We start from the raw sequence: 13,601 nt of genomic DNA on the forward strand, positions 1-13,601 counted from the left end.
TTATCCGGGCAGGACAGATTCGCCCCGGTAAAGGTCTGTGAGGGATTCGCGGCGTCTTACCAGGTAGGATTCGGCGCCATCCACCATGACCTCCGCGACCCGTGGGCGGCTGTTGTAGTTGGAGCTCATGCTAAAGCCATAGGCACCGCTGGAACGCACCGCCAGCAGGTCGCCCGGGGTCAAGGTCAGAGCCTGCTCCTCGGCGAGAAAGTCCCCCGTCTCGCAGACCGGACCCACCAGATCGTAACGGGCACGCGCTCCGGTGCGATTACGCAGCACGGGTACGACCTGCTGCCGTGCCTGGTAGAGGGCCGGGCGCAGCAGGTCGTTCATCGCCGCATCGACGATGGCGAAGTGTCGACGCCCGGTGGCCTTGAGGTACTCCACCCGGGTCAGCAGGATTCCCGCATTGCCGGCGATGGCCCGCCCCGGCTCCAGGATGAGCGTGTAGCGGCGTCCTGTGAGGAGATGATCGAGGGCCCGGGCGTAGACATCCGGCGCCGGCGGTTGCTCGTCGGTGTAGCGGATACCGAGCCCCCCGCCCAGATCCAGATGGACGATGGGGATACCGGATTGCTCCAGCCTGTCCGCCAACGCCAGGACCCGTTCCAGGGCGGTGACGAAGGGGGCAAGCTCCGTCAGCTGGGAGCCGATGTGGCAGTCGATGCCGGTCACCAGCAGATTGGGTAAGGTCGCCGCCCGCCGGTAGACGGCCTCCGCTGCCTGGATGTCGATGCCGAACTTGTTCTCCTTGAGTCCCGTGGCGATGTAGGGATGGGTGCGGGCATCTACGTCCGGGTTGACCCGCACGGCAACAGGGGCCTGGGTGCCCAACTCCCCGGCGATGGCATCGATGCGCTCCAACTCCTGCTCCGACTCGATGTTGAAGCAGCGGATGTTCAGCTCCAGGGCCCGGCGGATCTCGTCACCGCGCTTGCCGACACCGGAGAAGATCACCTTGGAGACATCTCCGCCGGCGGCCAGCACCCGGGTGAGCTCACCCACGGAGACGATGTCGAAACCCGAGCCCAGGCGCGCCAGGACGTTCAGTACCGCGAGGTTGGGATTGGCCTTGACGGCGAAGCAGATCAGGTGAGACCGATTTCCGAATGCATCATCGAAGGCGTGCCAATGACGCTCGAGGGCGGCGCGGGAATAGACGTAGCAGGGGGTACCGAAGCGCTCCGCGATGGCGGCGACGGGCAGATCTTCGGCGTGTAACTCGGTACCCCGGTACTGAAAGTAGTCCATCGATCTATTCCTGCTCCGGCTGTTCAACCCCGGAAGCCGCCGTGGGCCCTGCCTTCACTGCCGACTCATCCTCGGTTGCAACTTGCCGCACCGCGTCGGCCTCAGCACCGGCCATCGTTTGCTGCGCGGGTTCCGATCCCGGCTGCCTGGCTTCGGAAGCCGCCGCGGGTCCTGCTTCCGCCGCTGCCTTGCCATCGGCTTTAGCCTGCCGTACCGCCTTGGTCTCGGTACCCGCCGTCGTTTGCTGCGCGGGTTCCGGCTCCGGGAGGTAGAGATCCCCCTTTTGACCGCAGGCGACGATCATCTGTCCCATACCCGACAGGGTGATGACCGCGATCAGGAGATAGTGTGCCCGACAACGCATGTTCAGATCCGCTGGAATTTTGGGTAGTGGTGAATTCTAGTGCCTGGTTTCGATCGATTCTGCTAGTTTTGGCGCTGGAGCGTGAAAGCCAAGCGTGTGAGCCAACAGCCCGCGTAGGGTGGGAAAGGCCAGGGATGGCCGCATCCCACCGCAAGGCGGGATGCGCGGCGCTTTCCCGCCCTACGGTCCTCGACCGAACACCTAAGCACGCGCTGACCCGACCGACGGACTAGGGCGCGTAGCCTCTCCGAGACCCTCCGCGGCGCGGAGCTTCCGCGTTCCCACGCGGCGCGTGGGAACGAGAGCACTATCTGATCCTCGCTATATCGAACCACGGATAGACACAGATAAACACGGATTGGTCTCCATCCGTGTTCATCCGTGGTTCCCTTGCCGGTTGTTATCTGCACTGACCAATGGTTTTCACAGGCTGGATGGCCGCATCCCACCGCACGGCGGGATGCGCGGCGCTTTCCCGCCCTACGGTCCTCGACCGAACACCCAAGCACGCGCTTGACCCGACCTGCGGACTAGGGCTCGTAGCCTCTCCGAGACACTCTGCGGCTCGGAGCTTCCGCGTTCCCACGCGGCGCGTGGGAACGAGAGAAAAGCTGGTAGCTGGTAGCTGGTAGCGACTAATTTTAAAGATCCGTGTCCATTCGTGTTCATCCGTGGTTCTTGCCGACAGCGACTCACGACTCGTCGATTTGAGGTGAAGCCTCGCTAGTCATTCGATCATCTGTATAAATCTAGGGGAAAGTGCTCGGTAATCAGGATCACCGGCTCGCCGTCGATGAGGATGCGATAGGTGCGGAAGACAAGATCCGATTCATCGAGGGCGGTCGGGTCGCCGCTCCCACCCGCCGGCTCGATACCTATCTCCAGCACCTCGCGGTAGCTCTCCAGGCCACTGTCGCGAATCAGTACGCCGATGCCGATCCGGCGGCTGATCAGCTGTAACTTGAAAGCCTCCGGCATCAGCTGGGTGCGTATGACCGAGAAGGCCGTGGCATAGGCGCGTTTGCTTTCTATGCCGTTGAGACGCGCGCGGCGGATCAACACCCGGTCGCCGGGGTCGATCCGTATCCACGGGATGGGACGCTCGGCGTGGACGAACTCCTGTCTTAGGGTCACGACCTCCACCGGCTCCCAGAAATAGGCCTCGAGGATCTTGGTGACGGTGCCGTCCATGACCAGAAGGGCACGCAGGAACGGCGGCAGCTCGCGGATCGGCATGTCCGCTCCGCCGGCGCGCCGGATGTGGGCATCGCCCAGGAAGCCCTGGTGGCCTCGGAAGGGGTTCCCGTCCCCGGTATCTTCTGTCTTGTCGTAGTAGCGCCGTACCATCTCAGCGGATCTTGGTCATGTATGCGCTCGTTCCCGCGTTCCAGCATGGGAACGCCGTCTTGTCCGCTCCAGCGGACGCAGCTCCTCTGCGTTAATCGGCGTTGGCGGTTAGCCGACCGAGGCGCTTAATCGACGCTGGAGCGTCAGATCCCTCCTCCGTCGGGACCAGGTTTCATGACGCTGGAGCGTGGGAGCCAGAGGCTGATTTGTGGGGATACCTCAGGATCAGGCCTCTAAATACCCGCGTCGGTCCCGGCTGCTGCCGGCGAGGTTGGGATCGACTGCCTTGCTTTTCTTCAAATTAAGAGGATATCATCTCAGCTGCATGTTGCGTGTAGCCTTGCAATAGGTTTAGACCCCTTATCCTACATACGCTATTATTCTCGATGCTCGGAAAAATCCCACTCAATGTGATATAAAAAAGGGCCGATTGGCTTTTTCCACACAAGGAGACACACCAATGTCGAAAACGATTACGCTCACTTCTCTGTCCGCAGCTGCCGTCTTGGGCATCGGCCTACTAGGTGGATGCGCTACGGTCACTAAGGACCTTGAGAAGAAGGTCCAGGAAGCCTACGACAAGGCCACCGACGCTCAGGCGTGCTGCGACGCCAACACCGAGCGCCTGGACCGCATGTTCCAGAAGACGATGCGCAAGTAAGCGCAGTTAGAAGATCCTATCCAGATAGAGCCGCTGCGGCGGCTGTTGCCGGCCTCCCACCAGGTGTGGAAGGCCGGTGTTTTCTTTTATGGCCCTACGCACTTCCCTCCAGTCCACATTCACCCCCTGCGCCTCGGCGATCGCCGGCGGGATGACCTCCTTGGGGGATCTAGACTTGTCTTTGTCCTTGGCGTGGACCTCCAGATAGAGGTCATTGTCGCGCCAACCGACCTTGAAGGGTTGGTAGACGATCGTGACGGGTGTGGCGATCGGGACCTCCGGGAACAGCTGCTCGATGTCCTCCGGGTACATACGGATACAACCGTGGCTGACCTGCATACCGAGCCCCCAGGGCTTGTTGGTGCCGTGGATGAGATACTTCTTGGCGCTCAGGCGCAGGGCGTATTGTCCCAAGGGATTGTCCGGCCCTGCCGGAACTACCGCCGGCAGAATCTCTCCCTGCTCCGCGTGCTCAGCGCGAATAGAGGCCGGGGGCGTCCAGGTCGGGTCCTTGACCTTGCTCACAATGCTGAAGTTACCGAGCGGCGTGTCCCAGCCCTCGCGCCCGATGCTGACGGCGTAGGTGACCACTTTGCCGGACGTGGGGAAGTAATAGAGCCGTTTCTCCGCCAGGTTGAGCACTAGTCCCTGCCGCGGGGCCTGGGGCAACACATATTGAGCAGGCACGAGGACATGGGTGCCCTTGCCCGGTAACCAGGTGTCCACCCCGGGATTGGCGGACTTCATCTCGTCATAGCCGAATCCGCTCCGGCGGCCCAGATCCAACAGGGTATCCTTGCGCTCGCTCTTCACATAGAAGATTTGGCCGAAGACACTGTCATCAGGGTTCGGGAGCCAATAGCCGGTCTGGGCCGCCGGCAACGCACAACTGACGCCCACCAGGGCGAGGCCAAGCGCCGCTACCCATCCCGATTGCGGGTTCCTCTGTGGTTGCTGTCGTTTCATTAGGCCCCTCCAATTTTCGCGGCAGTGGTTAAGGTCGCCTCAAGTGGGTGCCGCTTGCCCAGGCCGCAAAGATCAAAGCCACTCCCATGGACGATTCGGCCGAGCAATGTGTTCGATGCGGGTCATCGACAGGATTCATGGTAGGCGAGTCCCAATCGAGAACGGTAAGGTGACAAGGCCTCCGTTTCAAGCTCCCGGTGTCCTTTTTCCCAACGCCCGAAATCAGCCGTTCGGTTGTGAATGTCAACCCACCCTAGATCCGGTAAACACTGCGGGTCATGACCTTCGACGCCAAGCGCATGGCGAGCTTGACCGGTCCCGGCAGGGATACGCCTCCGGCGGCGTGAGCTATTTCCGCGTGGTGAATCTCGTCCGCCTTCATCTCGTCGAGGACGGCGCGGGTCTTCCGGTCGATTACGGGGATCTTAGCTAAATGCTGGTCCAGGTGACCTTCCACCTGGCGCTCGGTCTCGACCACGAATCCCAGGCTCCATTTGTCACCCGCCAGCCCGGCGAGGGCGCCGATGGTGAAGGAACCCGCGTACCACAACGGATTAAGGAGGCTCTTGCGGTCGCCGAGCTCATCGATGCGGGTCTCACACCATTGGAGGTGGTCGTTCTCTTCCCGGGCCGAGCGCTCCATAGCGCGTCGTACCTCGGGTAGACGGGCGGTGAGGGCCTGACCCTGGTAAAGGGCCTGGGCACAGACCTCCCCGGTATGGTTGATCCGCATCAGGCGTGCGATGTGTCTGCGCTCCTGCTCGGAGAGCTCGGTCTCGGCGATACCCCCGGCCGGATTGGGCCGCCCGGTGGTCTGCGGTCTGCCGAAGACGGTGCGTACGGCCCGGTCCAGATTGAGCAGGACCCGGTCGAGGGGACTGAACTTGCGTGTGGTCATGGCTGATAAAGCGGGTAGTTCGATGATAGCTGCCTTTGATTGTGCGCCGGCGATCAGGCGGGTTCAAGATGGTAACCTGTGCCCATCATTCCAGCAGTCGGATGTCGATCATGGCTTATTATCGTTACCATGTATTTTTCTGCACCAACCAGCGGGACGACGGCAGCCAATGTTGCGCCCAGTGCGACGCGTCGGGTCTGCGCGATCACATGAAGCGGCGTTCCAAGGAGCTGGGCATCGCAGGTCCCGGGGGCGTTCGCATCAACACGGCAGGTTGCCTGGACCGTTGCGCCGAAGGTCCGGTGATCGTGGTCTATCCCGAGGCTACCTGGTACACCTATGTGGACCGGGAAGACATCGAGGAGATCCTGACCGAACACCTAGTCGGAGGCCGGAGCGTGGAACGCCTGCGATTATCGGATTGAAGCGCCATAAAGCAGCGTGATTCTACAAGCCGTTTCTCGCACCCGCGGGCAAGGGTTTGTAACGACATCCTCCATCCGCAGATTACGCAGTTCTTTGTACAGTCTCGCCGCGGACTCTGTTCCGGACCCCCGACCGACCCCTCCCCCAATGCCCGCTACCCTCTTCATCTCCGATCTCCACCTGGCCCCCGACCGACCAGTCACGGTCGAGTGCTTTCTCGGCTTTCTCCGCAAGCGCGCGCGGGAGGCCCAGGCTCTCTACATCCTCGGTGATCTGTTCGATACCTGGATCGGCGATGACGACGACCAACCCCCCTATCCCGAGATCCGCGCCGCATTGCGCAGGCTGACGGAAGCAGGCACCAGCTGCTACCTGATGCACGGCAACCGGGATTTTCTGATCGGGCGCACCTTCACCCGTGATACCGGCTGTACACTGCTCGCAGACCCTACATCGGTGGAGCTGGCGGGAACCCCCACCCTGCTCATGCACGGGGATCTGTTGTGTACAGACGACGTGCCCTATCAGAAGTTCCGCCGACGCATACGCAACCCCGTCGTGCGGCGTCTTTTTCTCTGGAAGTCCCTACCCAAGCGGCGCGCCATCGCCGACGACTACCGCCGGAAGAGTGGCGTGGCCATAGCAGAGAAGACACCAGCGATCATGGACGTGAACCAGCGGACGGTTGAAGAATACATGCGTCGTTTTTCGGCCCGACGGCTGATCCACGGCCATACCCACCGACCGGCGGACCATTCCTTCACGCTCGACGGCAACCCCGTGACCCGTCTTGTGCTCGCCGAATGGTACGCAGACCGAAGTGAAATATTGGCGGTTTCGGAGAACGGCTGGGAGCGAGAAGAGATCAGGCCCGGTTAGCGTCGTGTTGTGTTAAGACGTCGATTCCGGCACCACCGCCCGTAGGATGCGGTGAGCGTGGTAGGTCTTACAGGATGGCACCACGAGGAGGCGCGAACCGCATCAATGGTGCGATGAGCACCTGCCGACCGTCCCAGGGACGGGGCAGGCAGGCCGCGAACCGCATCTGTGGACAGTGGGCGTACCCAACTGGTCGGGTACGGGCCATTCATTGATGCGGTTCGCGCGAGAAGGGCCTGGACCGGCTAGTAAGCTCGGAGCCAGCGCGCTCACCGCATCCTACACTCGACGCGAGGTCCGTGCGGGCAGACCGCGTGGTGGGAAATATGGGCGTAGGTTGCGTTAAGACGCCGGCACTGACCCGGCGGACGATCAGCGAGATTTGGTGCGTCGCAACGCAAACCGAAATCGGGATCGGGACCGCAATCGGAATCCCGATTTCGACCCCGATTTCGATTTCGAGCATGGCGCATCCCTATCTACTTGGCTGATGCGGTTCGCTAAACGTCAACCCACCTTAAGACCCAACACCAGATCCATCACATTGGTGCCGGTGGGACCGGTGTGGATCAGATCGCCGGTGGCGGCCAGCAGGGTACCTGCATCCGCCGCGGCCAGCGTGGCATCGGCGTCGAATCCGGCCTGTTCCGCCCGGTACAGGGTGCCGCCGTCCACCAGGCCGCCGGCATCGTCGGTGGGGCCGTCGGTGCCGTCGGTACCGCCGCTGAGCAGGCAGCAGTCATCCCGTCCGGCCAATACCACCGCCGCGGACAGGGCCAGCTGCTGATTGCGCCCGCCGCGCCCAGGGCGCTCGGGCAGACGCACAGTCGTCTCGCCACCCCAGATATGTAGCCCGGTCGGTCCGTCGAGTAACCGCCGGGCCAGCGCCCTTCCCCGCTCGGCAGCATCGCCTGCCAGGAATTCCCGATGCAGATGGACCTCGAGCCCTGCATCCCGAGCAACGGCCGCAGCGGTATCCTTGGCGATGTCCAGGGTTGCCACCAGCTCGATCTCGGGGCCTTGCTCCGGGATGCCGGTACGCTCGGCCATCGCCCGCTTGGTCCAGGTCCGTAGCCAATCCGGCAGCTCCAGCGCCGCCAGCCGCGCCGCGAGCCGGGGTTCGGGAACCAGCAGCCCGGAGCCGATGACGCCCGGATCGTCTCCTGGCACGTCCGAGATAGCCAGCACCCGCGGATCGCGTCCCCCGAGCCTGGTCAGGAGCCCACCACCCTTGATGCGGGAGACCGACTTGCGGATGAGGTTCATGGCCTCGATCGGCAATCCGCTGCCCAGGAGCCAAGCGTTGATGCGCGCCAACTCCGCGCGACCGAGCCCGGCGGCCGGCACCTCCACGAGACTGGAGGCGCCACCGGAAATCAGAAACAGCAAGGTCTCCTCGCCCGCTCCGTCCAACACCCGTTGCAGACGCCGTCCCGCATCCAGACTGCCGGCGGTGGGGACGGGATGCCCACCGACAACACCTTCAAGGCCGAAGCGCGCCAGCTGCCCGGGGACCAGATGGCCCGGCTTGGAGATCACCAGCCCGCCACGGATCTGCTCGCCCAGAGCGTCCCAGGCGCCCTCGGTCATGGACTGGGCTGCCTTGCCCACGGCGATGAGGATCACGGCTCCCTCGATTCCCCGTGCCCGCAAGGCCCGCCGCACCACCGACCGCCCCCGCACTGCCCCCAGGGCTTGATCGAAGACTCCGGCGAGCAGGCGACGAGGGACAGCATCGACTTCCATTGGAAACCTCCGCGACGAGACACAACGAGGTATAAAATGGCAAAGATAAAAGAATGAACAGGTTCCGCTCAACGAAACTTTGCCGGAAATGCAGCTCGCCCGCCCTGTCCTTCTTCGTGGTGTTCTTCGTCGCCGGGGTAAGCGCCTATCTCACCTGGTTGACGCTCACCTACTCCGGGGTCGGGAAGATAGAGCTCATCGCCGGGAGCGTCGGCGTCTTCCTCGCCGTCGGGGCCACACTCCTGCACTATGTCATCAGCTGCATAATCGGAACAGAGTATCTACGGCTTTGCTCAACCGATTTCCGTGAGCGGGGATCTTCGAGCGCCTCTGCGGATTCGGAAGACGGGGTTGTCGGGTTACGGCGCGTTCGGTCCCGCAGATACCCGTCAACGCCGGAAGGCGCGTCTAACCCGACCCACCACAACAAGGTTATATAGGCTCGCCCCGGCCGCCGCGTGCCAAACACGGTGGGAGACGGCGCACCGGTGTAGACTATCTGACTTTGGGAGGAGGACAGGGGCTTGCTGCAGATCTTGGCCATTGCCGGCGGCGGTGCATTGGGGGCCCTGGGGCGTTTTTGGATGTCGAGCGGTGTCTATCGCCTGCTGGGCCGGGACCTGCCCTGGGGGACACTGGTGGTAAACACCCTGGGGTCCTTTCTGATGGGCCTGCTGTTTGTGCTCTTCATGGAGCGGTCGACCGCCGGGCCAGAGCTGCGGGCCGCCGTGCTGGTGGGGTTTCTGGGGGCCTTCACCACCTTTTCCACTTTCTCGATGGAGACCCTGGCACTGATTGAAGGGGGCTATCCGGGCCGGGCCTTGCTCAACCTGGTGCTGAGTGTGCTGGTCTGTGTGTTGGCCTGCTGGGTGGGCCTGTTGCTCGGGAGGTGGCTGTGAGTCGCGTCCGTGCCCTGATGGTCCGGGTCTATCTCTCGGAGTCGGATCACGAGATGAAATCCCTACTCAGATGCCTGCATGACGAGCTGCAGGTATGCGGCGTCACCGTCATGCGGGGGATCGCCGGCTATGGGGGCTCGGGGGTGGTACACGAGGCCTCGCTGGTGGATCTCTCGGTGGATCTGCCGTTGGTGCTCGAGTTCTTCGACCTGCCGGAGAAGGCGGAGCGGGCCATCGAGCGGATTGCGGATTTCGTCGCGCCGGGGCATGTGGTGTCCTGGCCGGTTACCATCGAAGGGGGCGGGAAACCATGCTAGATCCTCGACGGTTGCGGAGCGAGCGCTCCTTTGTAGCCGCGCAGTTGGCACGGCGGGGCGTGACGCTGGACAAGGAGCGCTGCGAGGCCCTGGAGACCCAACGCAAGGCGTTGCAGGTCGAGACCCAGGCGCTGCAGAACGAACGCAACCGCCGTTCCAAAGCTATCGGCAAGGCCAAGGCCGCGGGGGAAGACACGGCACCCCTGCTGGCGGAGGTGGCCGACCTGGGCGAGCGGCTCAAAACGGCCCAGGCGCGGCTTGCCGACCTGCAGGAAGCATTGCAGGGGCTCGCCCTGGATCTGCCGAACCTCCCCCACGCCAGCGTCCCGGACGGTACGGGGGAGAATGACAATCGCGAGGAGCGGCGTTGGGGCGAGCCGCAGGTCTTCGACTTCGCGCCCAAAGATCACGTGGACCTGGGCGTGCCCAGGGGCTGGATGGATTTCGACACGGCGGCCAAGCTGGCCGGCTCGCGCTTCGTGGTCCTGAGCGGTCCCCTGGCCCGACTACACCGGGCCTTGATCCAATTCATGCTGGACACCCACACCGCCGAGCACGGCTATACCGAGACCTATGTTCCTTACCTGGTCAACGCGGAGAGTCTGTACGGCACGGCTCAACTGCCGAAGTTCGAGGCGGACCTGTTCAAGATTCCGGGGGAGCGGGATCTGTTCCTGATCCCTACCGCGGAGGTCCCGGTCACCAATCTGGTCCGGGATTGCATCATCGATGCCGATTACATGCCCCGCAAGTGGGTGGCCCACACCCCCTGTTTCCGCAGCGAGGCGGGCTCCTACGGCAAGGACACCCGAGGCATGATCCGCCACCACCAATTCGAGAAGGTGGAGCTGGTACAGGCGGTGCGTCCGCAGGACTCCCATGCCACCCTGGAAGAGCTCACCGGCCATGCCGAGACGATCCTTAAGCGCCTTGGCCTGCCTTACCGGGTGGTGACCCTATGCACGGGGGATCTCGGTTTCTCCGCCGCCAAGACCTATGATCTGGAGGTCTGGCTGCCGGGCCAACAGAGATACCGGGAGATTTCGTCCTGCAGCAATTTCGAGGATTTTCAGGCGCGGCGGATGCAGGCCCGTTGGCGCAACCCGGAGACCGGCAGGCCCGAGCTGGTCCATACCCTCAACGGCTCGGGCCTGGCCGTAGGCCGGACCCTGGTGGCAGTGCTGGAGAACTATCAGCAGGCGGACGGCAGCGTGCGGATACCCGAGGCGTTGCGGGGCTATCTGGGCGGGATGGAGATGCTGGACTGATTACCAGCCCGCGTAGGATGGGGTGAGCGTCGGCCCCAGGGACGGGACCGGAGCGAACCGCATCAATTTGAACCACAAAGGCGCGGGTAGTGGTAAATTTCTAACTGATAGAGTAGCTGATAGTCCCAAAAGAATTGAGTCCGCCGAGCCGCGCAGCAACCCAACCTAACCCTCTACCAGTTAAAGATTTACCACTACCCGCGAGCGCATGGTCCCAGCTCTCGGCACGGGTACGCAAAGCCTCCGGCGGGCCGGATGAGCGCATATAAAACCTTTTAAAAACATCGCTTTATCTGAATCCGATCCGAGCGAACCTTAGAAGTTGGCTTGCCAAAACGGCGGATAAGGCGTATTACTGTTTATAAGTATAATTCCAGGAATAATTTTTAAATGAGTAATAAAGATTTTTTAGAGAGAATAAATTTTATTTTGGGTGGGCGGAAAAAACACCCATGGGGACAGGCCTTGGGTATTCGAGGCACACGCATCACCCAGATGTTTCTGGGTCAGGTGCCGACGGCGGACGCCCTGGAGATCATTCATCGGGCAGAGGGCGTCTCTATCGATTGGCTGTTGACGGGGGATGCCGTACCCTTCTGTGTGCGGCACCTCACGGACCAGGACGGAGTAACCCTGCTCCGGAAGCAAAACGGAGATGAGCAGTATCATCTACTGACCACATCGGAGCTCACACGAATACCGGCCCTGGTGCTTACTCGCTCCGAGCGGCGGCCTATTGCCCGGAACGCCGTGACCCAATACATAGCCACCATCCTGGTGGCCGAGGTAGGACATGCGATGATGCAGGAGATGGCAATGGATCGCCTGCATCTCACTGCGATCGGCGAGCCGGAGCTGGAACGGCTGCAGGCGGGCAAACTGGGTCCCTATGAGCTACGGCAAACCTTCCTGCCTCATAGTCGCCGGGCGGAAGCAGCGGATCTGCACCGGATTACCGAACTCCTGGGTCGCCAGGGTCCCGCCGAGCTTTCCCACCAGGAGTCCGCCCTGTTGTGTGCCTACCGCAGGCAACCGGAGCATAAGCAGGCCGCCTATCGCGTCCTGTTGGACGTAGAGCTGTAGGGAAGCGATGGCGCTTGCCGTCGGTGGCCGGTTTTCATATCTCACCGGCCTGCACATTTTTAGGAGATTACCGGCCTGGTGGAATTCGCAGCCGCGCCCGCGCTGCCTCAAGCAAAATTTGTCGCGGCGAAATTTTTTTCGCCCTGCTATTCGCCCTGCCGGGGGTTGAGCTTCGGCCAAGCGAGGGCGAGCGAGAAACCGCCAGAGCGGTAATAGGCTGGCGGCAATGATATGCAGTCTATTGTAGTCATTGAGCAATCAACCTTTCACTTAGGAAGTCCTACTGCTTGTCCAGCGGTCCTCCTATGCTTAGGATTCGGAAAGGCGTTTGCTATGAAAGGAAGGCTCGATCATGTCTGCTGTCTCGCTTCAGATACCGGAAGATGCCGCCCATTCTCTCAAGCTACCCCCCGGGCGGGCCGAAGAGGAATTACGGCGTGAGTTTGCAGTCTTTCTCGTAAAAGAAGGCCTGCTCGATCGAGCGCCGGCGCGTCGGATCGCCCGAATGGAGCGAGTCGCATTCGATGAACTCCTTGCCCGACGGCGAGTGCCCTGGGGTGGGTCACCGGCAGACGCCCTCCGCGATCTCGACACCGCTCGTGCCGCGGCGAAACCGGCCGGTAGATGATCGTTTCCAATACCACCCCCCTGTCTTGTCTACTGAGGATCGGAAAGGCAGATCTACTCGAAAAACTCTACGGCAGCATTGCCATTCCGAAAGCTGTCGCCATCGAGCTGGACCTAGGTCAGGCTACACACGGCGATTGGCGGAACTCGCTCCCCTTTGTCCGGGAGATAGACCCTGCAACGGATAACCTACTGCGCCTGTTGGAGGCCGAAGTCGATGCCGGGGAGGCGGCAGCCATTGCATTGGCCTTACAGATTAAGAGCGACCTTTTGATCATCGAGATCTGGCAGGCCATCGATCAGCGTCCCGGTTAAATCTGAATATTACAGGCACCGTGGGTGTGATCTTTGCAGCCTCTGATTCGGGCTTCATAGAGAACCCATTTGTCGCATTGGAGGAGCTGAGGGACCGTGGTGGATTGTGGCTGAGCGAACGGTTTCTGGAAGAGCTTCCACTTCTGACTCCCACGCTCCGGGGATGGTGAAAGGATTGCTGGATGTTCAGTCCGGTCCCCCCAACAGCGCCGAATCACTCAGGATTGCAACCCGCAACGCCTTCGGGCAAGGTCCGCACGGGCAGGCAACACAGGAGGTAATATGGGTGTAGGTTGCGTTGAGACGCAAACCGGGCCTGGCCGTAGATCAATGAGCTGTTGGGCGTCGAAACGCAACACGTCAAACCCTCCGGACAACGCCAAATAATTCAGGATTGCTCTAGGTCAACACAAGATATAGTAGTCAGCCTTTTGTCAGCGTATATATTGTGTTTATGGGTGTGTGTCCCACCACCCACCCCGTCTGTGGGAGAACCCAGAGAAAACCCCGAATCGAGCCGCCCGAGGAGGAAACGTGGCCCCTGATAAAGCGCC

16 protein-coding genes and 1 pseudogene are annotated in these 13,601 nt (G+C 61.9%); 11 read left to right on the forward strand and 6 right to left on the reverse strand.

Annotated features, from left to right (window positions below):
- The 3 genes and pseudogenes from lysA to E1958_RS15425 form a co-directional block, all read right to left on the reverse strand.
- The gene (gene lysA / locus E1958_RS15415) at positions 1 to 1,251 is read right to left on the reverse strand and encodes a diaminopimelate decarboxylase (protein WP_133512658.1); all 1,251 of its coding nucleotides are present in this window, start codon (positions 1,249 to 1,251) and stop codon (positions 1 to 3) included.
- Positions 1,252 to 1,492: 241 nt separating this feature from the next.
- Positions 1,493 to 1,615 (reverse strand): annotated as a pseudogene (lptM, locus tag E1958_RS20425) (LPS translocon maturation chaperone LptM); the annotation flags it as partial.
- Between the two features lie 735 nt (positions 1,616 to 2,350).
- Positions 2,351 to 2,962, reverse strand: a complete 612-nt coding sequence (locus E1958_RS15425; protein ID WP_133512660.1) for a chorismate--pyruvate lyase family protein — start codon at positions 2,960 to 2,962, stop codon at positions 2,351 to 2,353.
- A 460-nt stretch (positions 2,963 to 3,422) separates the two neighbouring features.
- Between E1958_RS15425 and E1958_RS15430 the strand changes: the two genes are divergently transcribed.
- Positions 3,423 to 3,623, forward strand: coding sequence for an alanine-zipper protein (locus E1958_RS15430; RefSeq protein WP_089724090.1), 201 nt, complete (start codon positions 3,423 to 3,425; stop codon positions 3,621 to 3,623).
- Between the two features lie 6 nt (positions 3,624 to 3,629).
- Here the strand turns inward: E1958_RS15430 and E1958_RS15435 are convergent, their stop codons facing one another.
- Together E1958_RS15435 and coq7 are read right to left on the reverse strand one after the other, a co-directional pair.
- Positions 3,630 to 4,589 (reverse strand): L,D-transpeptidase family protein, encoded by a 960-nt coding sequence (locus E1958_RS15435; protein ID WP_133512661.1) that lies wholly within the window; start codon positions 4,587 to 4,589, stop codon positions 3,630 to 3,632.
- 253 nt (positions 4,590 to 4,842) lie between these two features.
- Positions 4,843 to 5,487, reverse strand: a complete 645-nt coding sequence (gene coq7, locus E1958_RS15440) for a 2-polyprenyl-3-methyl-6-methoxy-1,4-benzoquinone monooxygenase (RefSeq protein WP_089724088.1) — start codon at positions 5,485 to 5,487, stop codon at positions 4,843 to 4,845.
- Between the two features lie 110 nt (positions 5,488 to 5,597).
- Here coq7 and E1958_RS15445 point away from each other — a divergent pair, with 110 nt between their 5' ends.
- Entirely contained in the window at positions 5,598 to 5,912 is a 315-nt protein-coding gene (locus E1958_RS15445) for a (2Fe-2S) ferredoxin domain-containing protein (RefSeq protein ID WP_089724087.1), read from the forward strand.
- Between the two features lie 148 nt (positions 5,913 to 6,060).
- A complete protein-coding gene (locus E1958_RS15450; RefSeq protein ID WP_133512662.1) occupies positions 6,061 to 6,792 on the forward strand; it encodes a UDP-2,3-diacylglucosamine diphosphatase in 732 nt (243 codons plus the stop codon).
- 507 nt (positions 6,793 to 7,299) lie between these two features.
- On the opposite strand, the gene E1958_RS15455 is transcribed toward E1958_RS15450, so the two are convergent.
- Complete coding sequence (locus E1958_RS15455; protein ID WP_133512663.1) at positions 7,300 to 8,538, reverse strand: glycerate kinase type-2 family protein; 1,239 nt, start codon at positions 8,536 to 8,538, stop codon at positions 7,300 to 7,302.
- A 53-nt stretch (positions 8,539 to 8,591) separates the two neighbouring features.
- Between E1958_RS15455 and E1958_RS15460 the strand changes: the two genes are divergently transcribed.
- From E1958_RS15460 to E1958_RS22255, 8 genes are all read left to right on the forward strand, one after another.
- Positions 8,592 to 8,978 (forward strand): hypothetical protein, encoded by a 387-nt coding sequence (locus tag E1958_RS15460; RefSeq protein ID WP_133512664.1) that lies wholly within the window; start codon positions 8,592 to 8,594, stop codon positions 8,976 to 8,978.
- A gap of 84 nt (positions 8,979 to 9,062) precedes the next feature.
- Entirely contained in the window at positions 9,063 to 9,437 is a 375-nt protein-coding gene (gene crcB, locus E1958_RS15465; RefSeq protein ID WP_176722251.1) for a fluoride efflux transporter CrcB, read from the forward strand.
- A complete protein-coding gene (locus E1958_RS15470; RefSeq protein ID WP_208108608.1) occupies positions 9,434 to 9,754 on the forward strand; it encodes a DUF190 domain-containing protein in 321 nt (106 codons plus the stop codon). Before crcB ends, E1958_RS15470 begins: the two co-directional genes overlap by 4 nt.
- Positions 9,748 to 11,022 (forward strand): serine--tRNA ligase, encoded by a 1,275-nt coding sequence (gene serS, locus E1958_RS15475; RefSeq protein ID WP_133512665.1) that lies wholly within the window; start codon positions 9,748 to 9,750, stop codon positions 11,020 to 11,022. Before E1958_RS15470 ends, serS begins: the two co-directional genes overlap by 7 nt.
- 390 nt (positions 11,023 to 11,412) lie before the next feature.
- Entirely contained in the window at positions 11,413 to 12,105 is a 693-nt protein-coding gene (locus E1958_RS15480) for a hypothetical protein (protein WP_133512666.1), read from the forward strand.
- Between the two features lie 352 nt (positions 12,106 to 12,457).
- Positions 12,458 to 12,733: a UPF0175 family protein gene (locus E1958_RS15485; protein ID WP_133512667.1), complete on the forward strand. Its 276-nt coding sequence runs from the start codon at positions 12,458 to 12,460 to the stop codon at positions 12,731 to 12,733.
- A complete protein-coding gene (locus tag E1958_RS15490; RefSeq protein WP_133512668.1) occupies positions 12,730 to 13,047 on the forward strand; it encodes a PIN domain-containing protein in 318 nt (105 codons plus the stop codon). Before E1958_RS15485 ends, E1958_RS15490 begins: the two co-directional genes overlap by 4 nt.
- A gap of 26 nt (positions 13,048 to 13,073) precedes the next feature.
- Positions 13,074 to 13,217 carry a hypothetical protein gene (locus tag E1958_RS22255; protein WP_481752903.1) on the forward strand — a complete coding sequence of 48 codons (144 nt, stop codon included), beginning with the start codon at positions 13,074 to 13,076 and terminating at the stop codon, positions 13,215 to 13,217.
- The last annotated feature ends 384 nt before the right edge of the window (positions 13,218 to 13,601 follow it).

The organism is Candidatus Thiosymbion oneisti (assembly GCF_004359955.1).
GTDB classification, from domain to species: Bacteria; Pseudomonadota; Gammaproteobacteria; order Chromatiales; family Chromatiaceae; genus Thiosymbion; species Thiosymbion oneisti.

Bases quoted from the DNA above. Each gene is read 5' to 3' on its own strand.
- E1958_RS15430 (WP_089724090.1), top strand. From the start codon at position 3,423: ATGTCGAAAACGATTACGCTCACTTCTCTGTCCGCAGCTGCCGTCTTG.
- serS (WP_133512665.1), top strand. From the start codon at position 9,748: ATGCTAGATCCTCGACGGTTGCGGAGCGAGCGCTCCTTTGTAGCCGCG.
- E1958_RS15490 (WP_133512668.1), top strand. From the start codon at position 12,730: ATGATCGTTTCCAATACCACCCCCCTGTCTTGTCTACTGAGGATCGGA.
- E1958_RS15425 (WP_133512660.1), bottom strand. From the start codon at position 2,962: ATGGTACGGCGCTACTACGACAAGACAGAAGATACCGGGGACGGGAAC.
- E1958_RS15435 (WP_133512661.1), bottom strand. From the start codon at position 4,589: ATGAAACGACAGCAACCACAGAGGAACCCGCAATCGGGATGGGTAGCG.
- E1958_RS15445 (WP_089724087.1), top strand. From the start codon at position 5,598: ATGGCTTATTATCGTTACCATGTATTTTTCTGCACCAACCAGCGGGAC.
- E1958_RS15460 (WP_133512664.1), top strand. From the start codon at position 8,592: ATGAACAGGTTCCGCTCAACGAAACTTTGCCGGAAATGCAGCTCGCCC.
- E1958_RS15485 (WP_133512667.1), top strand. From the start codon at position 12,458: ATGTCTGCTGTCTCGCTTCAGATACCGGAAGATGCCGCCCATTCTCTC.
- coq7 (WP_089724088.1), bottom strand. From the start codon at position 5,487: ATGACCACACGCAAGTTCAGTCCCCTCGACCGGGTCCTGCTCAATCTG.
- lysA (WP_133512658.1), bottom strand. From the start codon at position 1,251: ATGGACTACTTTCAGTACCGGGGTACCGAGTTACACGCCGAAGATCTG.
- E1958_RS15455 (WP_133512663.1), bottom strand. From the start codon at position 8,538: ATGGAAGTCGATGCTGTCCCTCGTCGCCTGCTCGCCGGAGTCTTCGAT.
- E1958_RS15480 (WP_133512666.1), top strand. From the start codon at position 11,413: ATGAGTAATAAAGATTTTTTAGAGAGAATAAATTTTATTTTGGGTGGG.
- E1958_RS15450 (WP_133512662.1), top strand. From the start codon at position 6,061: ATGCCCGCTACCCTCTTCATCTCCGATCTCCACCTGGCCCCCGACCGA.